Source organism: Mesorhizobium sp. YR577, from assembly GCF_900116595.1.
In the GTDB taxonomy this organism is placed as follows: Bacteria; Pseudomonadota; Alphaproteobacteria; order Rhizobiales; family Rhizobiaceae; genus Mesorhizobium_M.
The window spans coordinates 199927-222387 of record NZ_FPBI01000011.1 but is presented as its reverse complement, the minus strand read 5'-3'; the positions used below and the strand labels follow the sequence as shown (position 1 = coordinate 222387).

Here is a 22461-nt window from a genome sequence, read left to right as displayed (position 1 = left end):
CGCAAGGCAGTTTGCGACATGACGTGGCGTAAATGATGTTTGACGCTGGACCAACGCGCGTCACGTCGAAAATCGGGATCGCGCTCCTGCGTTCTTTGCGCGCCCGGATTGGCGCATTCAGATCAAGGGTGCCGGGACAGCCCGGCACCCCTTCGACACGCCGCCGGTTCTGTCTCAGGCGACAAGCCAGCATTTCGACAAGGCCAATCCGCCCATCAGCTCGCCGGACGGATATGGCTTGAAGCCGGCGACCTTGTCGGACACGGCGTCGATCCAGTCATTGAACATGGGAATGATGGCGCCGCCATCGTCGCGGACGATCATGGCCATGTCGCGATACATCGCCTTGCGTTTCGCTTCGTCCAGCTCGGCGCGCGCGGCAATCACGAGCTTGTCGAAGTCCGGGCGGAAGAAGCGGGTCTCGTTCCAGTCGGCGGTGGAGAGGTAGGCCGTGGAATATTGCTGGTCCTGTGTCGGCCGGCCGACCCAGTAGGATGCGGAGAACGGCTTCTTGTTCCAGACCTCGGCCCAATAGCCGTCGCCCGGTGCGCGCTGAATGTCGAGCACGATACCGGCCTTGGCCGCGCTTTGCTGGAAGAGCTGGGCTGCATCGACCGCGCCCGGAAAGGCGACATCCGAGGTGATCAGCGGTACCGGGCCGTCATGACCGGACTTCTTGAAGTGGAACGCGGCTTTGTCCGGGTCGAATACGCGCTGCTCGATGTCGTTGGAAAACAGCGGGTAGGATATGTTGACCGGGATGTCGTTGCCGACGGTGCCGTAACCGCGGACGATCTTGTCGACCAGGTCCTGACGGTCGATGGCATATTTCAGGGCCAGGCGCAGGTCGTTGTTGTCGAACGGAGCAGTGTTGCACTGCATGGCGAAAACATAGTGCGCGCCACCGGCGATGTTGTGGATGGTGACGCCGGGAAGCCGCTTGATCAGGTCGACGATCTTCGGTTCGACGCGGTTCATCATGTGGATCTGGCCACCCTGCAATGCAGCCGTGCGCGCCGTGGAATCGTTGATGACGATGATTTCGACCTGATCGGCAAAGCCGCTATTGGTGGCATTCCAGTAGCCTTCATGACGCGCCCCGATCTCGCGCACACCGGGTTCGTGGGAGGCGATCTTGTAGGGGCCGGTTCCAATGCCGGCCTGCGGATTGTCCTTGCCGCCACCCGGCTGGATGATGAGGTGGTAATCCGACATCAGGAACGGCAGATCGGCGTTGGCTTCCTTGAGCGTGACGACGAAGTCTGTGCCGTCCACCTTCAGCGTATCGATGCCGCGCAGGACGCCAAGCGCGCCTGACTTCGTTTCCGGTCCGGCATGGCGCTCGATCGTGGCGAGCACGTCGTTGGCGTCGAGTTCCTTGCCATTGTGGAAGGTCACGCCCTTGCGGATCTTGAACGTCCAGGTCTTGGCGTCGGCGGATGCGCCGACTTCCTCGGCAAGCTGGTAGACCATGCCGCCTTCGGCATCGATGTCGATGAGCTTTTCGCCCCAGGTGCGCGCGAAGGCGCCGGTGACCTGGTTGTTGATGGCGGCGGGGTCGAGCCCGTCGGTGGATTCACCGCCCTGTATGCCAGCTTTCAGACTGCCGCCCCTGACGGGCCCTTCGGCGCGGACAGCACCGGCAAGCACCGTATTGGCAAAGGTTGCCGCGACACCGAGTGCTGCGGCCCGGCCGAGAAAATCGCGCCGGCTAAGCTTTCCGGCGGCGACGCGTCGGCTCAGATATTCCAGTTCGCTGGACATAAAGGAAAGTTCCCCCAATTGCTGCTTTGCAGGCTCTGTGGTTGCGTATTGCGACGGGAATAGTGGCTGCAAACCTGCCCTTGGGTAAGGCCGGCCGCGACATCAAATGGCGCAAATGGAGTGTCGCATTTAGACCAGAGAGACGTATTCGTCAAATATGATCTCGTGGAATTTCTTCCTTGAAATCGCGCTCGAACACCAAAACATTACCTTCGTAGGCCTCAATTCGGCCACTCAGATAGAAATTTTTGGCATCCGAGTGCATTTTTGTGAAAGTCTCGGTGCGCAGCGACCATTCATTTCGCGACAAGGTCGACGTCCAGTGCGTCTTGCCGAAAGCCGAGAGGGGATCGGCCGGGTCGATGTTCCACCATTCGCGCGCGACACCGCCATTGACGAGGCCGTGGTCCTTGTCGCGGATTTCACCGAAATCGTCGACGATGACCAGCGAGACCTTGCCGGTCGCAGGATCGCGCTCGACCTTGCGGCTGTTGGCGCTTTTGCGCAGTGTCTCCACCTGCCAGGGCGTGGCGCCCTCGGGTTCGGCGAAAGTGACCTCGTCGCCGCTGCCCGAGGGGCGGACGGGGAGGTCGATCGCGCCTTGTTCAAGCGTCAGCGTGACGGGCCGGGGCGATGGCCAGACCAGCGGCCAGTAGGTCGAGGACACCGCGACACGCAGCCGGTGGCCCCTGGCGACGCTGTAGGCGATGTCGTCAAGCTTAAGCGTGATCTCCACCGCCTCACCGGGTGGCATGGCTTTGGGGAACTCGTGACTGTCGCGGTGGGTGAGGTTCAGGACGCCGTATGTGATGCGGGTGGACGAGCCGTCCGGCTGAACGTCGCAGAGCCGCACCGCAACCATCGCCCGCTCGTGGTCGGCCGCGAGCCTGAGCCGGATGACCGGGGCGCCGACGATATCCAGCGAGGCTTCAAGCGGTGGCCCATCGAAGCAGACCGATTTCTCGTCATCCTCGCGCTGGTCGCCGGGCAGTTCCGGACCAAGCCAGATCGCGCAGTATTCGCCGCCGGCCATGCCGCAATCCTGCGGTGTCGCGACTTTGATGCTGCTGAGTATTTCGGCGGTGTCGGTCAGGCTGTTGTCGGCTGCGAGATGCAGGCGTTTCGGTGCGATGGTCTTCGACGGCCAGTTCTTTTCGGCGATCCAGTGACCGGGACGTTCCTCATACCAGTCGCGCGGCGGCACCGAGTCCATGACATAGAGCCGCATCGCCGGGTCGTTCTCGACGCCGGTGTCGATGCCTTTCAGCCAGCGATCCCACCAGCGCAGCGCTTCCTGCAGGAAGCCGATCGCCGGCTTCGGCACGGCGAAATGCGGATACTTGTGGATCCACGGGCCGATCAATCCCTTGGCCGGCGCCTGGACGCCTTCGACGATGCGGGCGACGGCGTTCTTGTAGGCGTCGCCCCAGCCGCCGACGGCCAGTGTCGCCGCCTTGATCTTCGAAAAATCCTCGCAGACAGAGCCGCGTTTCCAATAGGCATCGCGGCGCTGGTGCCGCAGCCAATCGGCGGGCAGGAAGGGCTCGTTCTCGAGGCGCGCCAGCCACATGTCCCGCCATTTGTCGCCGACCAGCGCCGGGTCGGGCGCACGCGAGGAATAGGACAGCATGGTCGAGCCCCAGCCGAGGTTCTCGTTGAGCAGCAGGCCGCCCTTGTAGTGGATATCGTCGGCATAGCGGTCGTCGGTGGAGCAGAGCGTGATGATCGCCTTCAGCGCTTCCGGCTGCTTGGCCGCGACCTGCAGCGAATTGAACCCGCCCCAGGAAATGCCCATCATGCCGACATTGCCGTTGCACCAGGGCTGGCTCGCCGCCCAGGCAATGACATTCACCGCATCCTGCAATTCCTGCTCGGAATATTCGTCGTCCATCAATCCTTCGGAATCGCCGTTGCCGCGCATGTCGACGCGGATGCAGGCATAGCCGTGACCGGCGAAATAGGGATGGGTGAGGGCGTCCCGCGCCGTGGTGCCGTCGCGCTTGCGATAGGGCAGGTGCTCGAGGATCACCGGCACCGGCTCCTGATCGGCATCGTCCGGCATCCACACCCGCGCCGACAACCGGCAGCCATCGGGCATGACGATGCCCATGTCGGGGAATTCGAGAACGGTGCGGGGGAAGTCGGTGATGGTTTTCATGCCTATGCTCCTGATGACTACAGGAGGCATCGGACAGGGGCCAAAAGCAAGTCGGAGAAACGCCGCCCGGATTGCTTTTTGCGGCGAACGGCTCAATTTCGAAATCTGAATCCCGTTGGACGGACCAATTGAAAAGACCTGTTATGAGTGCTATTTAAAGTACCAATAAAAGATGGAGTTCTTCGTGCCTCACACCATTCTTGCCGAAGTCACGGCGAGTGTCTCGGAACTGAAAAAGAACCCGATGGGAACGGTTGCTGCCGGCGAAGGCTTTCCGGTTGCGATCCTGAACCGCAACGAGCCAGCCTTCTACTGCGTGCCGGCCAAGGCATTCGAGGCGATGATGGACCGGATCGAGGATTTCGAACTCAATGCGATTGCCGATGCCCGCAAGGGCGAGGAACGCATCCGGGTCGATCTCGATGAGATATGAGGTCCAGTTCCTCACATCCGCACCCAAGGAATGGAAGAAACTCGACGCCAATACGCGCGAGCAGTTTCGAAAGAAGCTGAAAGAACGCTGCGAAAATCCGCTGCTGCCATCGGCCAAACTTCGCGACGCAAAGGATCGCTACAAGATAAAGCTCCGCAGCTCGGGCTACCGGCTGGTCTATGAAGTCATCGACGGTGAACTGGTGGTGCTGGTGATAGCCGTCGGCAGGCGGGACCGCTCGGCAATCTATGAGGTCGCAAGCAAGCGCTAAGAGCCGCGCCTCAATTCAGCGGAATATCGTTCTCGGCCTTGCCGTCCTGATATTCTCCCGAGAGCCGGTCGTATCTGGCCGAGATTTTTTCAACCCGCGCTTCCAGCTTCTGGCGTTCGGCTTCGGGCAGGTCGCGCAGCAGCTTGCGCAGGGAGAAGCTCTTCCAATAGGCGTTCTCGGCGTTGTAGCCGCCGGGGTCGAGGGTAAAGACCTCTTTCAGGATCTTCAGGTCGTGCGGGATGGCGAAGCTGTCGCGCGAATCTTCGTGGCTGAAGAGATAGTAGAAATTGTCGAAGCCGGTCCAGGTGATGGCCGACAGGCAGAGCGAGCAGGGCTCGTGGGTGGCGATGAAGATGCAGTCCTTCGTCTCCGGGCGGTCGGCCTTGGGCATCTCGTAGAAGCGCTTCAGGCAATGGACCTCGCCATGCCAGAGCGGGTTTTCCGTCTCGTTGTTGGTTTCTGCGATCACCAGCGACAGGTCGGATTTGCGCAGGATCGCCGCGCCGAACAGCTTGTTGCCATGGGCCACGCCTTCCGCCGTCTTCGGCACGATGTCGTCCTCGATGACGTCGAACAGGCGGTTGATCAGCGAGGTTTTGGTCATCGGGCTTCCGGCAGATGGATTTCATAAGGGTGGGAGAAGTGGAATTCTTCCAGGTTCGAGCCATCGCCGCCACGGTCGACGATCAGAAAATCCTGCTTCTTGCCGATGGGCGTGAGCACGCCGTGCCACAGATTGCGCGGATAGTTCACGCCTTGGCCGGGCTGAGTCAGGAAGGCGTGCGGCGTTTCCGGCCCGTCCTCGCCATCATGGCAGACGACGACGAGAAAGGGGCGCGGCGACAACGGGATGAAGGCCTGGCTGCCGAAGGGATGGCGCTCGACCATGGAGAGTTTCAACGGAAATTTGTAAGGCGTGCCGGCGCCTATGCTGACCAGAACGCGCGCGTTCGGTCCCGCCGCATCGACCTTGGCCAGATCGTGATAGCGCTCGGTCTTGCCGTTGTTGATCGGATAGTGGTTGTCGCCGCCCTTGTCGATGACATCGCCGAACTCGGCGAAGTTCTCGCGGGTGAGCAGCTTTGCCGTGACTGTCCGATCCATGGCGGCGTCCTTTCGGTTCAGGGCCGGCGCACAGCAGCGCTGCCGAGCTTCATATGCCGGTTGACGTCCTTGTAGAGCAGGTAGCGGAAGTTCCCCGGGCCGCCGGCATAGCAGGCCTGCGGGCAGAAGGCGCGCAGCCACATGTAATCGCCGGCTTCGACCTCCACCCAGTCCTGGTTGAGGCGGTAGACGGCCTTGCCTTCGAGCACATAGAGGCCGTGCTCCATCACATGGGTTTCGGCGAAGGGGATCACCGCTCCCGGCTCGAGGGTCACCACGGTCAGGTGCATGTCGTGGCGCAGGTCGGCCGGATCGACGAAGCGGGTGGTTGCCCATTTGCCTTCGGTGCCCGGCATGGGAGATGGCGCGATGTCCTTCTCGTTGGCGAAGAAGGCTTCCGGCACGTCGATGCCGTCGACATAGTCATAGGCCTTGCGGACCCAGTGGAAACGGACGGGTTCAGCACTCTCGTTGCGGGCGGTCCATTTGCTGGCCGGCGGCAGGAAAGCAAAGCCGCCCGGCTGCACAACGTGCTTCTTGCCATCCAAAGCGATGGTCAGTTCGCCCTCGACCACGAAGATCGCGCCTTCCGCGCCGGCGTCCGGCTCCGGCCTGTCGCTGCCGCCGCCGGGAGCGATTTCCATGATGTATTGCGAGAACGTCTCGGCAAAACCCGACAGCGGGCGCGACAGCACCCAGGCGCGGGTGTTGTCCCAGAAAGGCAGCAGGCTGGCGACGATGTCGCTCATCACGCCCTTGGGGATGACGGCATAGGCCTCGGTGAAGACGGCCCGGCCCGTCAAAAGCTGCGTCTGCGGCGGCAGGCCTCCGGTAGGGGCGTAATAGGTGCGGTCGGCCATTCTGGGTCCTTAATAGTATAGTTGATCGTGCCCTTTTTCAGTCGGGCTTTCACGATCTAGGCGGGCAAAAGGTCTTTCAGGCGCAGCAGCGCGATGCGCTCCACCTGCTTGCAGGCCGTCTCGAATTCCTCAGCGCGGCTGTTGCCGATGCGGGCTTCGAAAGCGGCAAGAATTTCGTCCTTGGTCTTTCCCTTCACGGCGATGATGAAAGGAAAGCCGAAGGTGGTGACATAGGCGGCATTGAGCTTGGAGAAGAGCTCGCGCTCAGCATCTGTCAGCGCATCAAGTCCGGCAGAAGCCTGTTCCTGGGTGGATTCCGGCGTCAGGCGTTTTGCGGCTGCCAGCTTGCCGGCGAGGTCGGGATGGGCGGTCAGCACGGTGAGACGTTCCTTTTCGCTTGCCGACCTGAAGGCGCGGCACAGCGCATTGTGCAGGCCGCCGGCGCTGTCATGGGCTGGGCCAAGTTCCAGCCCGTAGGCGCGCTCGGCGATCCATGGCGAATGCTCGAAAATGCCGCCGAATTTCTCGACGAATTCGCCAAGCGCCATCTTCGACGGGCGCAGGGCTTGCCGATGGTAGGGGTGATGCTCCTGCCAATGGCGGGCGATGTCGATGCGACGCGCGAGCCAGACCTTGTCGTGGCTTTTGACGTAGTCGATGAAGCGCTTGAGCGCGGCCGCGCGGCCGGGGCGGCCGACGAGACGGCAATGCAGGCCGATATTCATCATGCGCGGCCGGCCGGCCTTGCCTTCGGCGTAGAGCGTGTCGAAGGAATCCTTCAGATAGGCGTAGAACTGGTCGCCGGAATTGAAGCCCTGCGGCGTCGCGAAACGCATGTCGTTGGCGTCGAGCGTGTAGGGGATGATGAGGTGAGCATGGTTCTCATGCTCAAGCCAGTAGGGCAGTTCGTCGTCATAGGTGTCGGAGATGTAGTCGAGGCCGCCGGCCTCGCAGGCAAGTCGCACCGTGTTGATCGATGTGCGGCCCGTATACCAGCCGCGCGGGCGCTCGCCGGTGACTTCGGTGTGAAGCCTTATCGCCTCGACGATGTCGGCGCGCTCGGCTTCCGCCGAATGCTCGCGGTAGTCGATCCATTTCAGCCCATGCGAGGCGATTTCCCAGCCAGCTTCCTGCATGGCGGTCACCTGGTCGGGCGAGCGGGCAAGCGCGGTGGCGACGCCGTAGACGGTGACCGGAACCTCGGCCTCGGTGAACATGCGGTGCAGCCGCCAGAAGCCGGCGCGGGCACCATATTCGTAGATCGATTCCATGTTCCAGTGGCGCATGCCGACCCAAGGCGCTGCGCCGACGATCTCCGACAGGAAGGCTTCGGAAGCGGCATCGCCATGCAGAACGCAGTTTTCGCCGCCTTCCTCGTAGTTGACGACGAACTGCACGGCGACATGCGCGCCTCCCGGCCATTTCGGGTCGGGCGGGTTGGCGCCATAGCCGCGCATGTCTCTTTCGTAACGCATGAAATTCCTCGGGTTTCCGGCGAAAGCCGAACTTGCAGATTGAGAATAATCGAAAGACTGGCCGGGGCATTCCCCTTATTATTTTTGAAAGTCTTTTTGTGGCCTTCGGCTTCTCCGGGACTTATGCATGGCATTTATTTGCCGCACAATCGATCGTTCGTGTTCACAAGCAGGGAGGCAGTATGTCGACGACGGATGGCGGGCGCCTGACGACCCATGTTCTCGATACGGCTTCCGGCAAGCCGGCCGCAGGCCTGTCGATTTCGCTGTATAAGGTCAGCGGCAATTCGCACCGCAAGGTGAAGACGGTGGTGACGAATTCCGACGGGCGCTGCGACGAGCCGCTGCTGGCGGGGCGCGCCTTTCAGGCCGGACAGTATGAACTGGTGTTTTCGGCCGGCGCCTATTTTCGCGCTGCCGGATTGGCGCTGCCAGAGCCGATGTTCCTGGACGAGGTGCCGATCCGTTTCGGCATGTCGGAAGAAAAGCATTATCATGTGCCGCTGCTGATCTCGCCCTATGGTTATTCGACGTATCGGGGGAGTTGATGATGGGTTTTGCAGGGTTGTGCCGCCCCTCACCCTTACCCTCTCCCCGTAAACGGGGAGAGGGGGACGTCGGCGTTGAAGCTTCCTTCTTCTCCCCGTTTACGGGGAGAAGGTGCCGGCAGGCGGATGAGGGGCAGCGCGGCGGTTGGAGAGATTGAAAATGACCAAAACCCGCAACGAAATCCGCTTCCTGCTCAATGGCGAGGATGTGGCGCTGTCGCAGGTCGCGCCTGATGAGACGCTGCTCGACTATCTGCGCCTGCGCCGTTCGCTGCGCGGCAGCAAGGAAGGCTGCGCGGAAGGCGATTGCGGTGCCTGCACGGTGCTGGTCGGCAGGATGACGGACGGCAAGCTGGTCTATGAAAGCGTCAATGCCTGCATCCGCTTCCTCGGCTCGCTCGACGGCTGCCACGTCGTGACCATCGAGCATCTGCGCGGCGAGGCCGGCAAACTTCATCCCGTCCAGCAGGCGATGGTCGATTTCCATGGCTCGCAATGCGGCTTCTGCACGCCGGGCTTCGTCATGTCGCTCTATGGCTTGTGGATGAAGGAGCCGGAACCGGCGGATGCTGCGATCGAAAAGGCGCTGCAGGGCAATCTCTGCCGCTGCACCGGCTATGAGGCAATCATGCGTGCGGCGCGCGCCATTTCGAGCTACGGCAAGGTGGCGAAGGACCCGCTGGCGGTCGAGCGCGCGGCTGTGATGAAGAAACTCGTCGCGCTGCGCGATGGTTTGCGCGTCGAGATCGGCACGGAAAAGCATCGGCTGATCGTGCCGGCTGATGTCGACGATTTTGCCTCCATTCTCGAAAGCGAGCAGAAGCCAACCATCGTGGCAGGGTCTACCGATGTCGGCCTGTGGGTGACCAAGCATATGCGCGATATTTCGCCGGTGGTGTTTATCGGCCATCTCGACGGGTTGCGGAAGATTTCGGAAAAGGACGGCGTGGTCAGTATCGGCGCGGGCGTGACCTATACGGAAGTGTTCTCGACGCTTTCCAAGCGCATTCCCGCTCTTGGACCGCTCATCGACCGCATCGGCGGCGAGCAGGTGCGCAACATGGGCACGATCGGCGGCAACATAGCCAACGGTTCGCCGATCGGCGACACGCCGCCGCCCTTCATCGCGCTCGGTGCATCGCTGACGCTGCGCAAGGGCAAGGCGCGCCGGACGATCCCGCTGGAGGAATTCTTCATCGCCTACGGCAAGCAGGACAGGCAGCCGGGCGAGTTCGTCGAGGCCGTGCATGTGCCTGTGCCGGCGCAAGGCAGTCATTTCGCCGTCTACAAGATCACCAAGCGCCGGGACGAGGACATCACGGCCGCCTTGGGCGCGTTTCTTCTGACGCTTGCCAGGGATGGCACGGTTGCCTCGATCCGCATCGCCTATGGCGGCATGGCGGCGACGCCGAAGCGGGCCAGCGCGGTGGAGGCGGCATTGACCGGTAAGCCATGGACCGAAGCAGCCGTGGAAGCGGCGATGACAAAATACGCCGAGGACTTCACCCCGCTGACCGACATGCGCGCGACGGCGGAATATCGTATGCTGGCGGCGCGCAACCTGCTGATGCGGTTCTTTGCGGAGACCCAAGGCGGAAAAGCGCCGATCCAGGTCTCGCGGCACCGGGCAGCGTGAGGTGACGGTCATGAACAAGCACTCGTCAAACCTGAAAGCCGCCAAGATCGCCGGTGGCGTGCACACCGACCAGCGCCACGATTCCGCGCACAAGCATGTCGCCGGCACCGCAGTCTATATCGACGACATGCCGGAGCCGGCGGGCACGCTGCATGTCGGCATCGGCCTGTCGAGCGTTGCGCATGGCAAGCTGAAGACCGTCGATCTGTCGGCTGTGCGTGCAGCGCCCGGCGTTGTAGACGTGCTGACCTATGCCGACGTTCCCGGTGAAAACGACGTCTCGCCGAGCGGCTTGCATGACGATCCGGTGTTTGCGCAGGACAAAGTGCAGTTCCACGGCCAGCCGATCTTTGCCGTCATTGCCGAAACGCGCGAGCAGGCCCGCGCCGCCGCTCGCCTCGGGAAGATCGAATACGAGGAACTGCCGGGGATATTCGACATCTGGAACCTCGATCCCGAAAAAGGAAAGCAGGTAACGACGCCGCTGACGCTGACGCGCGGCGATGCCGCTGCTGCCATTGCGAGCGCCCCGCACCGGATCAAGAACCGCATGAAACTCGGCGGGCAGGATCATTTCTATCTCGAGGGCCAGGTGTCGCTGGCGATACCGGGCGAGGACGACGAGGTCATCGTCTATTGCTCGACGCAGGGGCCGAGCGAGACGCAGCATCTGGTCGCCCATGTGCTTGGCGTGCCGAGCCATGCCGTGACGGTGGAAGTGCGGCGCATGGGCGGTGGCTTCGGCGGCAAGGAAACGCAGGCCAACCAATGCGCGGCCATCGCGGCGATCGCTGCCAAGAAGCACGGCAGAGCCGTCAAGATCAGGCTCGACCGCGACGAGGACATGACCGCCACCGGCAAGCGCCACGACTTCGCCATCGACTACGAGGTTGGCTTCGATGATGAGGGCAATATTCTCGGCGTCGACTTCATGTTTGCGCTGAATGCCGGCTTTTCCGCCGATCTCTCGGGGCCGGTGGGCGACCGCGCGCTGTTCCATTGCGACAACGCCTATTTCTATCCGCATGTGCACGCCAAGTCGGCGCCGCTCTACACCAATACGGTTTCCAACACCGCGTTTCGCGGCTTCGGCGGCCCGCAAGGCATGGTCGGGGCCGAGCGCGTCATCGACGAGGTGGCCTTCGCAGTCGGCAAGGACCCGCTCGAAATCCGCAAGCTGAATTTTTACGACCCGATGGGCGCTGCGGGCGAGCGCAACGTCACGCCCTATCACCAGAAGGTCGAGGACAACATCATCCACCGCATCGTCGCGGAACTGGAGGAAAGTGCCGACTATGCCGGCCGCCGCCGCACGATTGATGCGTTCAATGCCAACAGCCGCTTCATCAAGCGCGGCATGGCGCTGACGCCGGTCAAGTTCGGCATATCCTTCACCAAGACGGAGTCCAACCAGGCCGGCGCGCTGGTGCATGTCTACAATGACGGCTCCGTGCATATGAACCATGGCGGTACCGAGATGGGGCAGGGGCTGCATCTGAAGGTGGCGCAGGTTGTGGCCGAGGAATTCCAGATCGATCTCGACCGCGTCAAGATTACCGCCACCACCACGGCCAAGGTTCCCAACACCGCGCCGACGGCGGCGTCTTCGGGAGCCGACCTCAACGGCATGGCGGCGCAGGATGCAGCGCGGCAGATCCGCAAGCGGCTCACCGATTTCGCGGCAGAAAAGTACCAGGTGCCCCTCGATCAGGTGGTGTTCCTGCCCAACCGGGTGCGCGTCGGCAATCAGGAGATAAGCTTCAACGAACTGGTCAAGCAGGCCTATCTCAACCGCATCCAGCTTTCGGCCGCCGGCCATTACAAGACGCCGAAAATCCACTGGGACCGAGCGAAGGGCCGTGGCCATGCCTTCTACTACTACGCCTATGGCGCGGCCTGTTCGGAGGTTTCCATCGACACGCTGACCGGCGAATATGTGGTCGAGCGCACGGACATCCTGCACGACACAGGACGCTCGCTGAACCGGGCGATCGATATCGGCCAGGTCGAAGGCGGTTTCATCCAGGGCATGGGCTGGCTCACCACCGAGGAACTGGTGTGGGACGACAAGGGCCGCCTGCGCACCCATGCGCCCTCGACCTACAAGATCCCGCTCGCCTCGGATCGGCCCAAGATTTTCAACGTCGCGCTGACCGACTGGTCGCAGGCCTATGAGCCGACCATCCATCGCTCGAAGGCCGTCGGCGAGCCGCCGCTGCCGCACGGCATGTCGGTGCTGCACGCGCTGTCGGACGCGGTGGCGAGCGTTGCCGACCACAAGATTTGCCCGCGCCTCGACGCGCCCGCCACGCCGGAACGCGTGCTGATGGCGGTCGAGCGGCTGAAAAAGGAAGCGGCCGGCAAAGCCTGAAAGGGCACGGGGCAGGAAATCTGCCGCAAGAACTGCTATATTCCCGAAATGGGCACGCAAACCATGACCTCGAACGTGCAGGACCTGAAAGACTTCCTCCGCTCCGCGGGGCAGGCGGCTTTTGTCGAGGTCGCCGGCACCAGGGGGTCCACGCCGCGTGAAAAGGGCGCCTACATGCTCGTGTCGCAGCAAGCGATCCACGGCACGATCGGTGGCGGCCAGCTCGAATATATGGCGATCGACAAGGCGCGGCAGCTGTTGCGCAGGCAGGCAGCATCGGACCGCATCGATGTTCACGAGGTCTGCGCCACGCTCGACGTTCCACTCGGGCCCGAGATCGGGCAGTGCTGTGGCGGGCGGGTCGAGGTTCTGATCCGCCCGGTCGATCCCGTCCTTGCCGATGAACTGGTCGATGCCGCCGAGCGCCAGGAAGAGCGCCTGCCGCATTTCTACATTTTCGGCGGTGGCCACGTCGGCAAGGCGCTTGCCGCGTCCGCCGCCTTGCTTCCCTTGCACACCGTTGTCGTGGAAACGCGAGCCGAAGAGCTGGAAGGCATTTCGGATGCAGTCGAAACGCATTTGACGGCCATGCCCGAGGCCTTGGTTCGCGATGCCCCTTCAGGCTCGGCCTTCGCCGTGCTGACCCATGACCATGCGCTGGATTTTCTCATCGCTGCCGAGGCTCTGAAACGAAATGACACCGCCTATGTCGGCATGATCGGCTCGAAGACGAAGAAAGCGACGTTCCGGAGCTGGTTTCTCAAGGTGGGTGGTGGAAGCGAGGCCGAGTTCGAGCGGCTGGTTTCCCCGATCGGCGGCGATGCCGTGAAGGACAAGCGGCCAACGGTGATAGCCGCACTCGCCGCTGCCGAGATCATGACTGCGCTGGCGATGCATGCGTCGTCGCAAGCGGTTTCGATGGAAGAACGCGCCGTAAAAAGCGCCTGACCCCTACTACTTCCCTGCCAGAATGTCCTTGATCAGCCGCTGGCAGCGCTCGGCCATGAAGTCGAGCAGCAGGCGCACTTTCGGGTCCTGCAGGTTCTTGTGCGGATAGACGGCGGCGAGCTGGATCGGGGTTGGTGGGGTTTCGGGCAGGATCACCTTCAGGCGCCAGTCGCGGATGAAGGGCTCGACCTCGAAGCGCGGCTTGTTGACGATGCCGCGCCCGGACAGCGCCCAGCCGGTCAGCACGTCGCCATCGTCGGAATCGAAGGGGCCATGGACCTCGAACTTTGCCGGGCCGGATGGCGTGTTCAGCGTCCAGTAGAATTCGCGCATGCCGGGAAAGCGCAGCATCAGGCAATCATGCTTCTTGTCGACGAGCTCCTGCGGCGTCTGCGGCTCGCCGCGCTGTTCGAGATAGGAGGGGGCCGCGACCAGCACGCGCTCGCACTCCATGATGCCGCGCATCCTGAGGCTGGAATCCTCCAGCAGGCCGAGCCGGAAGGCGACGTCGATGCCCTCCTTCATGATATCGACATTGTGGTCCGACAGCCGGAGCCGCACTTCGATATCGGAATATTTGTCGTGGAAATCGGGAATGCCGGAGGCAATCAGCCGCCGGCCCATGCCGAGCGGGGCGGTGACCCTGATCGTGCCGCGCGGCTGGCCGGAAAGCGCGCTGACGGCGGCCTCGGCTTCTGTGATCGCCTCCAGCACCTGCTTGGCCCCGGCATAGAACACGGTGCCTTGTTCGGTCGGCATCAACTGCCGTGTCGTGCGGTTGAACAGGCGCACGCCGAGATGTTTTTCAAGCTCCTTGATGCGGTTCGACGCGACAGCAGGCGATATCCGCATGTCGCGCCCGGCCGCCGACAGGTTGCCGAGTTCGACGACGCGGACGAAGACGGCGATGTTGTCGAGATAGGCCATGCGTACCCGCTGTTCCGTTGGCGAACGATATAATCATCCTAGTATTTTACATTTTTTTTTGAAAGTCATCGTGTACCTCGCCCCTTTCGGTTTGGCCGGGACGACGTAAAGTCGTGGTGGTAGAGAGGGCCGACATGAACGATTTCGCGATACTATGGGACTGGTTGAGCTTCGCCGTGCGCTGGCTGCACGTGATAACGGGCATCGCCTGGATCGGCTCGTCCTTCTATTTCGTCGCGCTCGACCTCGGCCTGCGCCAGCGCCCCGGCCTGCCGCAAGGCGCTTTCGGCGAGGAATGGCAGGTGCATGGCGGCGGCTTCTACCATATCCAGAAATATCTGGTGGCGCCTGCCGAGATGCCCGAGCATCTCACCTGGTTCAAATGGGAATCCTACGCCACCTGGATGTCCGGCTTTGCCATGCTGGCAATCGTCTATTATGCCGGCGCGGACCTGTTCCTGATCGACCGCAATGTTCTCGACGTCTCGGTGCCGGTCGGTATCCTGATTTCGCTGGCATGCCTGGCGGGCGGCTGGATCGTCTATGATCTTCTGTGCCGCTGGCTGATCGGCAAGGCCGATACCGCGCTGATGCTGATCCTTTATGTGATCCTGGTTTTCATGGCCTGGGGGCTGACGCATCTGTTCACCGGGCGCGCTGCCTTCCTGCATCTCGGCGCAATCACCGCCACGATCATGTCGGCCAATGTCTTTATGGTGATTATTCCGAACCAGAAGATCGTGGTTGCCGACCTGATCGCAGGCCGCAAGCCCGACCCGAAATACGGCAAGATCGCCAAGCAGCGCTCGCTTCACAACAATTACCTGACGCTGCCGGTGCTGTTCCTGATGCTGTCGAACCACTACCCGCTGGCGTTCGGCACGCAGTTCAGCTGGGTGATCGCATCGCTGGTGTTCATCATCGGCGTGCTGATCCGGCACTATTTCAACAGCCTGCACGCCCGCAAGGGCAACCCGACCTGGACGTGGCTGGCAGCCGTCATCCTGTTCATCATCATCATCTGGCTTTCGACGGTGCCGAAGATCCTCACCGGCGAGCCGAAGACCGCGGCAGCCGGCGAGGAGGTCTACATCGCCTCGTCGCATTTTCCGGCGGTGCGCGACACGGTGCTCGGCCGTTGCTCCATGTGCCATGCGGCGGAGCCGGTCTATGAGGGCGTCTATCAGGCGCCCAAGGGCGTGATCCTCGAAACGGACGAGGCGATTGCCGCCCACGCCCGCGAAATCTATCTCCAGGCCGGGCGCAGCCACGCCATGCCGCCCGGCAACGTCACCGCGATCACCCCGCAGGAGCGGGCGCTGCTGGTGAGCTGGTTCGAAGAAGCGAAGAAGAAATAATATGACGGAAACACTCCTTCGCGGTCGCACGCTTTCCTTCCTGCGCTGGCCCGACAGCGTCGACGATCACGCCGCCTATCGCTACGAGGAGGACGGCGGCCTGCTGCTGCGCGACGGCACGATCGTTGCCGCCGGCGCCTATGCCGATATCGCAGCGCGAGCGGGCTCGTGCGTGCAGGTCATCGACCATCGGCCGCATCTGCTGCTACCGGGCTTCATCGACGCGCATGTGCATGTGCCGCAGATGCAGATCATCGCGTCTTATGGCGCCGAGCTGCTCGATTGGCTGAACACCTACACCTTCCCCGAGGAATCGCATTTTCGCGATGCGCAGCATGGCCGCCGCATCGCCCGCCTGTTCCTGGACGAGATGGTGCGCCAGGGCACGACGACGGTCGCGGCCTATTGCTCGGTGCACAGGCAGTCGGCTGAAGCCTTCTTTGCCGAAGCGCATGACCGCAACATGCTGACCATCGCCGGCAAGGTGATGATGGACCGCAATGCGCCCGACGGTGTGCTCGACACGCCGCAATCGAGCTATGACGACACCAAGGCGCTGATCGGCGAGTGGCATGGGCGCGGCAGGCAGCACTATGCCGTGACGCCTCGCTTCGCCATCACCTCGACGCCCGAGCAGATGGAGATGGCGGGGGCGTTGATGCGCGAGCATCCCGACCTGCACATGCAGACGCATCTTTCGGAAAACCATGCCGAGATCGCCTTCACGCAGCAGCTCTATCCGTGGTCGAAGGACTATACGGACGTCTACGAGCATTACGGGCTGCTCGGCAAGAAGAGCCTGTTCGGCCACTGCATCCACCTCTCCGAGCGCGAGTCCGACGCGATGTCGGAAACCGGTTCGGTGGCGGTGTTCTGCCCCACTTCCAACCTGTTCCTCGGCTCGGGCCTGTTCGACTACCAGCGTTACCGGCAGCGCGAGAAACCGATCCGCATCGCGGCGGCGACCGATGTCGGCGGCGGCACCAGCTATTCGATGCTGCGCACCATGGATGAGGGCTACAAGGTGATCGCGCAGAACGGCGAGAAGCTCACCCCCTTCGCCTCCTTCTGGCAGATGACGCTTGGCAACGCGCAGGCGCTGTCGCTGGACGACAAGGTCGGCACGCTGGACGCCGGCACCGATGCCGACATCGTCGTGCTGGACTCGCGTGCCACGCCGGGCATGCGGCTGAGGATGGAGCGGGTGGAAACGCTCGCCGAGGAGCTGTTTCTGCTCCAGACCATGGGCGACGACCGCGCCATCCGCGAGGTCTACGTCGCCGGCAGGCCGGCAAAGAGCACGATGGAAATGGCCGCCGCCTGATCCGGGCTTGACCCGCGGTCATCATGCCATAAAACCACGGCACCGGTCATCGGCGCGACCGGGTTGCGGAGGGAATATGAGCACGGCGGACGATATCCAGACGATCATTCGGCAGGAAACGGAACTGGTGTTTCCTGCCTTCGACGAGGCGATTGCCTTTGCCGTGGGTTCGCGCATACGCGACCGCGCGCTGAAGGACGGTCTTGGCATCATCGTCGATATCAGGACCTGGGACCGCCCGCTGTTTTATGCCGCCATGCTCGGCTCGAACGCATCCAATCCCGACTGGGCGCGCCGCAAGATCAATGTGGTGAAACGCTTCCTGAAAAGCACCTACCGCATGGTGCTGGAGCAGGATCGCCCCGACCGCAGCTTCAAGGCGGGCGAGGGGCTGGACATAGCCGACTATGTGCTGGCCGGCGGTGGCTTTCCGGTGACCGTGAACGGCGCCGGCGTCATAGGCTGCATCACCGTTTCGGGGCTGCCGGAAAGGCAGGATCACGAGGTGGTGGTTGCCGCGCTTTGCGAGCATCTGGGTCTGGATTATGTGGCGCTGGCGTTGCCGGTTGAGGCAAAGGCTTGAAAGGTTCGTGCTGCCCCTCACCCTTACCCTCTCCCCGTAAAAGACGGGGAGAGGGGGGCGTGAACGTTGCGGCCAGCCTTCTTCTCCCCGTCACTATACGGGGAGAAGGTGCCGGCAGGCGGATGAGGGGCAGCACTGCGTTTGCTAACAATACCGGCATGGATGATCGAGCGTGGCTGACCTGAAAAACATCGACCCCAAGACCTTCCTCATCTCCATTTTCAATGCTGCTGTTGCAGCCGCCGATCCCGAACTGACCATCCGCAGCCACCTGCCGGAAAAGCCCAGGGGCCGCACCATCGTGATAGGTGCGGGCAAGGGCGCGGCGCAGATGGCGGCGGCGCTGGAGAAGGCGTGGGATGGCCCGCTCGAGGGCGTCGTCGTGACGCGCTACGGTTATGCCGCGCCTTGCGAGCGCATCCGCGTCCTGGAGGCGTCGCACCCGGTGCCGGATGCGGCGGGGCTTGAAGCGTCGAAGGCGCTGCTCGATGCCGTAAGCGGATTGAGTGCAGACGATCTCGTCATCGCGCTGGTCTGCGGCGGAGGGTCGGCCTTGCTGCCGTCGCCGCCCGAAGGCCTGACACTGGCCGACGAAATCGCAGTCAACGAGGCACTGCTTGCCTCCGGTGCGCCGATCTCGGCGATGAATGCGGTGCGCAAGCATGTCTCGACGATCAAGGGCGGGCGGCTCGCAGCTGCTGCGCATCCGGCGCGTGTCGTGTCGCTCGTGGTTTCCGACATTCCCGGCGACAATCCTGCGCTGGTGGCGTCCGGCCCGACCGTGCCGGACGAGGCATCACGCGCGGATGCGCTGAAGATCGTTTCGACCTACGGCATGAAATTGCCCGACGCCGTGATGGCGCATCTGAACACGCCCCAAGCAGACGCGCCGCGCCCGGATGACAGCCGTTTCGCCAAGCACGAGGTGCGGGTGATCGCATCGGCTGCCGTGTCGTTGGAGGCGGCGGCTGCGGAAGCGAAGAAGCAGGGCGTCGAAGCGGTGATCCTCTCGGATTCGATCGAGGGCGAGGCCCGCGACGTGGGATCGGTCCATGCGGCCATCGCGCGCGAAGTGGCGACGAAAGACCGGCCGTTCAAAAAGCCGGCGCTGATCCTGTCGGGCGGCGAAACCACGGTGACGCTGCGTGCCAAGGGCAAGGGCGGCCGCAACAGCGAGTTCCTGCTCGCCTTCGCGCTCGGCATCGACGGTGTGTCGGCTATTCATGCGCTGGCGGCGGATACGGACGGCATTGACGGCTCCGAGGACAATGCCGGTGCCTTTGCCGACGGCACGAGCGTCGCGCGCATGCGTGCAGCCGGCGTCGATGCCAAGGCGATGCTTGCCGCCAACAATGCCTGGACGGCGTTCAATTCAGTTGGCGATTTGTTCGTGCCGGGGCCGACGGGTACGAATGTGAATGATCTCAGGGCGATATTGGTGGGGTGATTATCCACCTCTTGCGGAGGCTGTTGTGTTTGAAGCACCCCCACCCCTAACCCCTCCCCACAAGGGGGAGGGGAACGATCTCGTCGCTCCTGCAACCAAGAACGTTGAAGATTGGGGAGGGTGTACATGCAGCGAGATTCCCCTCCCCCTTGTGGGGAGGGGTTAGGGGTGGGGGTTAACGCCGGTTGCACCAACCTCCCTCATCCTGAGGTGCGAGCGAAGCGAGCCTCGAAGGACGCACCTCTCTCCCTCACACCTCGTGCAGATAAAGATGATAATCCAGCTCGCTCACCGTGCGGGCGACGCGGAACAGTTCGGCTTCCTTGATCGCAACGAAGGTGCGGTGCAAATCCTCGCCCAATGCCTGCTTGAGGAAGGAAGAACCCTTCGCCGCCTCGATAGCCGAGCGCCAGTCGGCGGGCATGGAGCTGCTTGAGGCGCCTTGCTCATAGCCGTTGCCGGTGGTTTCCGGGCCGGGATCGAGCTTCTCGTCGAGGCCTTTCGCAATACCGGCAAGGACGGTCGCTGCGACCAGATAGGGATTGGCATCGACGCCAGACGGACGATGCTCGATGCGGCGGTTCCTGGCGTCGCCGGCCGGCACGCGCAACGCCACCGAGCGGTTGTTGACGCCCCATGTCGGCGCGACCGGTGCATAGGACTGCGAGACGAAGCGCCGCCAGGAATTGGCGTGCGGGGCGAAGACCAGCATGGATTCGGCCATGGTTTCAGCCAGCCCGCCCAACGCATGCAGCAGCGCCGGCGACCATGCGCCTTCTTTAGCTTCGGTGAAGACGTTCTTGCCGGCATCGTCCTGCAGCGAGACATGAAGATGCATGCCGGAGCCGGCATATTTCTCGATCGGCTTGGCCATGAAGCAGGCGGTGACGCCGTGGCGGCGCGCCTGCATGCGCACCAGCCGCTTCAGCATCAGCAGGTCGTCTGCTGCCTGCAGGATGTCCTTGCGGTAGTGCAGCGTCAGCTCGTATTGGCCGGGCGCATATTCGGAAATGACGGTCTCGGCCGGAATGCCTTGCGCCTTGGCGGCGGCGTAGATGTCGGAAAACAGCGGCTCCATGCCATGGAGATGATCGACCGAATAGACCTCGGTCTTGCCGCTTTTGCGCCCGTCGAGCACTGCACCCGCCGGCTGGACGCGGCCTTCGGCATCGCGTTCGTTTGCCAGCAGAAAAAACTCGAGCTCGAATGCGCCGGCCGGATGCAGGCCCTTGACTGCCAGCGCCTCGACCTGCCGCACCAGCGCCAGGCGCGGGTCGGAGGTCATCGGCGCGCCGTCGAGATGGAACATCGACATCAGCAACTGGCCGCGCGGCGGGTTGGTTGCGTGCAGCGGCTTCAGCGTGCCGGGGATCGGCCATGCGCGCAGGTCGCCGTCGCCGGAATCCCAGATCAGCCCGGTTTCGTGCACGTCCTCGCCGGTGATGTCGAGGCCGAGGATGGAGATGGGCAGGTGCCTTCCGCTCTCATAGATGCCCATCAGCTCATGCCGGCGGATGATTTTTCCGCGGCCGATGCCGTTGGCGTCGGTCAGCACGATGTCGAAGGCTTCGATCTCGGGATGCGCTTCGAGAAACGCCTTGGCCTCGTCGGCGGTCGAACCGGTGGGTGAAGTCATCAGGGATACTCTGTTGTGAAAGGCGCTTGTCTCACGCCGCGAGTTGCGCGGCAATGTCGCCGAAAGCCGAGACCAGGCGGTCGACCTGCGCCTTGGTGGTGGCCGGCGAAATCAGCATCATGTTGTGGAACGGCGCAATCAGGATGCCGCGATTGACCAGCGCGACGTGAATTGCGGCTTCGAGCTCGGAAGCGTGGGCGGCGTCCGCCTCGCTGCCGTTCTTCAGCGGTCCGGGTGCGCAAATGAATTCGACGCGCGCGCCGACGCGCCGCACATGCCAGGTCAGCTTGTTCCTGGCAATCGCTGCCTCCAGCCCGGCGGCGAGCCTGCCGGCGAGCTTTTCCATATGGGCGTAGTTTTCCTCCGTCATCACCTCTTCGAGGGCGGCGCGCATGGCGGCGAACTGAAGCGGGTTGGCCGACAGGGTCGTGCCCATGCCGGAATAGCCGGGCTGCTTGGAACGGTTATAGGCTTCGTAGCGTGCCGCAACCTCGGCGCTCATGCCCCACACGCTGGCGGGAACGCCGCCGGCGACCGGCTTGCCGAGCACGAAGAGGTCCGGTTCCAGCCCGTAGCGCTGGGTATAGCCGCCGGGGCCGGTGGAGATGGTGTGCGTCTCGTCGATCAGCAGCAGCGTGCCGGTGGCGCGGGTGGCCTTGCGCAGGCCGTCGAGGAAGCCGGGCTCTGGCAGAACCATGCAGCAATTTGTCAGCACCGGCTCGGTGATGACGCAGGCAACATCCTGGTCGGCAAGGGCAGCTTCGAGCGCCGGCAGGTCGTTGAACTCGACGATTTTCGTGCCTTGGGTCAGGTCGCGGAATTCGCCGGCAAGACCCGGCTTGTTGGCTGGCTTGCCATTGTCCAGCCGCACGAAGGTTTCATCGACCGAGCCATGGTAGCAGCCGTTGAAGACGAGGATCTTCGGCCGGTTGGTGACCGCGCGGGCGACGCGCAGCGCGAAACGGTTGGCGTCGGTGGCGGTGGTGGCGATCTGCCAGTGCGGCAGGCCGAAGCGCTCGGAAAGCAGCTTGCCGAGCACGAGCGCGTCTTCCGAAGGCAGCATATAGGTCAGGCCGCGCCGGCTCTGGCGGCGGATCGCCTTGGCAACGGGTGCGGGTGAGTGGCCGAACATCGAGCCGGTGTCGCCGAGGCAGAAATCGGCAAGCTTGTTGCCGTCGACATCGGTGATGGTCGCGCCCTTGGCCTTTTCGACGAGGATCGGGAAAGGGGTCGGCCAGTCGTTCATCCAGTGCATTGGCACGCCGCCGAAAAAGCCCTTCACGCCCTTGCCGACCGCAGCTTCCGATTTCGGCCGCGCCTTGCGGAAGATCTTTGCCTCGGCCGCGCGGATGGAGTCTATCCGCGAGGAAGAAATGCCGCCCTGCGTGGCGGTGGCGCCTGTCGATGATTGCAAGATTACCTGCCTGTTTGCCCCTGAAGGCCGGATTTGTAGCGTCCGGCGTGAAGTCAGGCAATGGCGGGCGGTTAGGGCAGGGTGATGGTGAGTCATATAGAACGTTGGCGCTGCCCCTCACCTGCCTGCCGGCACCCTCTCCCCGTATAGTGACGGGGAGAGGGTAAGGGTGAGGGGCAGCGTTGCGTCTGAAGTTTATTGCGA

Annotated in this window: 19 protein-coding genes; 10 read left to right on the top strand and 9 right to left on the bottom strand. The window is 63.0% G+C overall.

The window, feature by feature from the left end; translation table 11 throughout:
* Positions 1 to 174 precede the first annotated feature (174 nt).
* Positions 175 to 1764, bottom strand: a complete 1590-nt coding sequence (locus BM413_RS17960; RefSeq protein WP_091915465.1) for an ABC transporter substrate-binding protein — start codon at positions 1762 to 1764, stop codon at positions 175 to 177.
* Between the two features lie 151 nt (positions 1765 to 1915).
* Entirely contained in the window at positions 1916 to 3922 is a 2007-nt protein-coding gene (locus BM413_RS17955) for a CocE/NonD family hydrolase (RefSeq protein WP_091915463.1), read from the bottom strand.
* A 184-nt stretch (positions 3923 to 4106) separates the two neighbouring features.
* Between BM413_RS17955 and BM413_RS17950 the strand changes: the two genes are divergently transcribed.
* Together BM413_RS17950 and BM413_RS17945 are read left to right on the top strand one after the other, a co-directional pair.
* Positions 4107 to 4355 (top strand): type II toxin-antitoxin system Phd/YefM family antitoxin, encoded by a 249-nt coding sequence (locus BM413_RS17950; protein WP_091915574.1) that lies wholly within the window; start codon positions 4107 to 4109, stop codon positions 4353 to 4355.
* Positions 4345 to 4626 (top strand): type II toxin-antitoxin system RelE family toxin, encoded by a 282-nt coding sequence (locus BM413_RS17945; RefSeq protein WP_091915461.1) that lies wholly within the window; start codon positions 4345 to 4347, stop codon positions 4624 to 4626. The genes BM413_RS17950 and BM413_RS17945 overlap by 11 nt, the downstream gene beginning before the upstream one ends.
* A 10-nt stretch (positions 4627 to 4636) precedes the next feature.
* Here BM413_RS17945 and BM413_RS17940 read toward each other — a convergent pair whose 3' ends face one another.
* From BM413_RS17940 to puuE, 4 genes are read right to left on the bottom strand one after another with little or no spacing between them, the layout of a single operon-like run.
* On the bottom strand, positions 4637 to 5230 hold the full coding sequence (locus BM413_RS17940; protein WP_091915459.1) for a nucleoside deaminase: 594 nt from the start codon (positions 5228 to 5230) through the stop codon (positions 4637 to 4639).
* Positions 5227 to 5730 carry an ureidoglycolate lyase gene (locus BM413_RS17935; protein WP_091915457.1) on the bottom strand — a complete coding sequence of 168 codons (504 nt, stop codon included), beginning with the start codon at positions 5728 to 5730 and terminating at the stop codon, positions 5227 to 5229. The genes BM413_RS17940 and BM413_RS17935 overlap by 4 nt, the downstream gene beginning before the upstream one ends.
* A gap of 17 nt (positions 5731 to 5747) precedes the next feature.
* The gene (locus BM413_RS17930; RefSeq protein ID WP_091915455.1) at positions 5748 to 6590 is read right to left on the bottom strand and encodes a bifunctional allantoicase/(S)-ureidoglycine aminohydrolase; all 843 of its coding nucleotides are present in this window, start codon (positions 6588 to 6590) and stop codon (positions 5748 to 5750) included.
* A gap of 56 nt (positions 6591 to 6646) precedes the next feature.
* Positions 6647 to 8065, bottom strand: coding sequence for an allantoinase PuuE (gene puuE / locus BM413_RS17925; protein WP_091915453.1), 1419 nt, complete (start codon positions 8063 to 8065; stop codon positions 6647 to 6649).
* Positions 8066 to 8247: 182 nt separating this feature from the next.
* Here puuE and uraH point away from each other — a divergent pair, with 182 nt between their 5' ends.
* The 4 genes from uraH to xdhC all read left to right on the top strand — a co-directional run bounded on the left by uraH (position 8248) and on the right by xdhC (position 13568).
* Positions 8248 to 8613, top strand: coding sequence for a hydroxyisourate hydrolase (uraH, locus tag BM413_RS17920; protein WP_091915451.1), 366 nt, complete (start codon positions 8248 to 8250; stop codon positions 8611 to 8613).
* 160 nt (positions 8614 to 8773) lie between these two features.
* Complete coding sequence (gene xdhA, locus BM413_RS17915; RefSeq protein ID WP_091915449.1) at positions 8774 to 10249, top strand: xanthine dehydrogenase small subunit; 1476 nt, start codon at positions 8774 to 8776, stop codon at positions 10247 to 10249.
* Between the two features lie 10 nt (positions 10250 to 10259).
* Positions 10260 to 12620, top strand: a complete 2361-nt coding sequence (gene xdhB, locus BM413_RS17910) for a xanthine dehydrogenase molybdopterin binding subunit (RefSeq protein ID WP_091915447.1) — start codon at positions 10260 to 10262, stop codon at positions 12618 to 12620.
* 63 nt (positions 12621 to 12683) lie between these two features.
* On the top strand, positions 12684 to 13568 hold the full coding sequence (gene xdhC, locus BM413_RS17905; RefSeq protein ID WP_091915572.1) for a xanthine dehydrogenase accessory protein XdhC: 885 nt from the start codon (positions 12684 to 12686) through the stop codon (positions 13566 to 13568).
* A 6-nt stretch (positions 13569 to 13574) separates the two neighbouring features.
* On the opposite strand, the gene BM413_RS17900 is transcribed toward xdhC, so the two are convergent.
* Positions 13575 to 14495 (bottom strand): LysR family transcriptional regulator, encoded by a 921-nt coding sequence (locus BM413_RS17900; RefSeq protein WP_091915445.1) that lies wholly within the window; start codon positions 14493 to 14495, stop codon positions 13575 to 13577.
* A gap of 134 nt (positions 14496 to 14629) precedes the next feature.
* Between BM413_RS17900 and BM413_RS17895 the strand changes: the two genes are divergently transcribed.
* The 4 genes from BM413_RS17895 to BM413_RS17880 all read left to right on the top strand — a co-directional run bounded on the left by BM413_RS17895 (position 14630) and on the right by BM413_RS17880 (position 19207).
* Positions 14630 to 15853 carry a urate hydroxylase PuuD gene (locus BM413_RS17895; RefSeq protein WP_091915443.1) on the top strand — a complete coding sequence of 408 codons (1224 nt, stop codon included), beginning with the start codon at positions 14630 to 14632 and terminating at the stop codon, positions 15851 to 15853.
* Position 15854: 1 nt separating this feature from the next.
* Entirely contained in the window at positions 15855 to 17177 is a 1323-nt protein-coding gene (gene guaD, locus BM413_RS17890) for a guanine deaminase (RefSeq protein WP_091915441.1), read from the top strand.
* 76 nt (positions 17178 to 17253) lie between these two features.
* Positions 17254 to 17760 carry a heme-degrading domain-containing protein gene (locus BM413_RS17885; RefSeq protein WP_091915439.1) on the top strand — a complete coding sequence of 169 codons (507 nt, stop codon included), beginning with the start codon at positions 17254 to 17256 and terminating at the stop codon, positions 17758 to 17760.
* 181 nt (positions 17761 to 17941) lie between these two features.
* On the top strand, positions 17942 to 19207 hold the full coding sequence (locus tag BM413_RS17880; RefSeq protein ID WP_091915570.1) for a glycerate kinase type-2 family protein: 1266 nt from the start codon (positions 17942 to 17944) through the stop codon (positions 19205 to 19207).
* Positions 19208 to 19457: 250 nt separating this feature from the next.
* On the opposite strand, the gene BM413_RS17875 is transcribed toward BM413_RS17880, so the two are convergent.
* Both BM413_RS17875 and BM413_RS17870 read right to left on the bottom strand, forming a co-directional pair.
* Positions 19458 to 20843, bottom strand: coding sequence for a glutamine synthetase family protein (locus BM413_RS17875; RefSeq protein WP_091915438.1), 1386 nt, complete (start codon positions 20841 to 20843; stop codon positions 19458 to 19460).
* A 31-nt stretch (positions 20844 to 20874) separates the two neighbouring features.
* Positions 20875 to 22257 (bottom strand): aspartate aminotransferase family protein, encoded by a 1383-nt coding sequence (locus tag BM413_RS17870; protein ID WP_244537905.1) that lies wholly within the window; start codon positions 22255 to 22257, stop codon positions 20875 to 20877.
* Positions 22258 to 22461 lie beyond the last annotated feature (204 nt).

What these genes read in the sequence shown, in the direction of transcription:
- BM413_RS17960 (WP_091915465.1), bottom strand. Translation starts at nt 1,764, where the DNA reads ATGTCCAGCGAACTGGAATATCTGAGCCGACGCGTCGCCGCCGGAAAG.
- BM413_RS17955 (WP_091915463.1), bottom strand. Translation starts at nt 3,922, where the DNA reads ATGAAAACCATCACCGACTTCCCCCGCACCGTTCTCGAATTCCCCGAC.
- BM413_RS17945 (WP_091915461.1), top strand. Translation starts at nt 4,345, where the DNA reads ATGAGATATGAGGTCCAGTTCCTCACATCCGCACCCAAGGAATGGAAG.
- BM413_RS17940 (WP_091915459.1), bottom strand. Translation starts at nt 5,230, where the DNA reads ATGACCAAAACCTCGCTGATCAACCGCCTGTTCGACGTCATCGAGGAC.
- BM413_RS17935 (WP_091915457.1), bottom strand. Translation starts at nt 5,730, where the DNA reads ATGGATCGGACAGTCACGGCAAAGCTGCTCACCCGCGAGAACTTCGCC.
- BM413_RS17930 (WP_091915455.1), bottom strand. Translation starts at nt 6,590, where the DNA reads ATGGCCGACCGCACCTATTACGCCCCTACCGGAGGCCTGCCGCCGCAG.
- puuE (WP_091915453.1), bottom strand. Translation starts at nt 8,065, where the DNA reads ATGCGTTACGAAAGAGACATGCGCGGCTATGGCGCCAACCCGCCCGAC.
- uraH (WP_091915451.1), top strand. Translation starts at nt 8,248, where the DNA reads ATGTCGACGACGGATGGCGGGCGCCTGACGACCCATGTTCTCGATACG.
- xdhA (WP_091915449.1), top strand. Translation starts at nt 8,774, where the DNA reads ATGACCAAAACCCGCAACGAAATCCGCTTCCTGCTCAATGGCGAGGAT.
- xdhB (WP_091915447.1), top strand. Translation starts at nt 10,260, where the DNA reads ATGAACAAGCACTCGTCAAACCTGAAAGCCGCCAAGATCGCCGGTGGC.
- xdhC (WP_091915572.1), top strand. Translation starts at nt 12,684, where the DNA reads ATGACCTCGAACGTGCAGGACCTGAAAGACTTCCTCCGCTCCGCGGGG.
- BM413_RS17900 (WP_091915445.1), bottom strand. Translation starts at nt 14,495, where the DNA reads ATGGCCTATCTCGACAACATCGCCGTCTTCGTCCGCGTCGTCGAACTC.
- BM413_RS17895 (WP_091915443.1), top strand. Translation starts at nt 14,630, where the DNA reads ATGAACGATTTCGCGATACTATGGGACTGGTTGAGCTTCGCCGTGCGC.
- guaD (WP_091915441.1), top strand. Translation starts at nt 15,855, where the DNA reads ATGACGGAAACACTCCTTCGCGGTCGCACGCTTTCCTTCCTGCGCTGG.
- BM413_RS17885 (WP_091915439.1), top strand. Translation starts at nt 17,254, where the DNA reads ATGAGCACGGCGGACGATATCCAGACGATCATTCGGCAGGAAACGGAA.
- BM413_RS17875 (WP_091915438.1), bottom strand. Translation starts at nt 20,843, where the DNA reads ATGACTTCACCCACCGGTTCGACCGCCGACGAGGCCAAGGCGTTTCTC.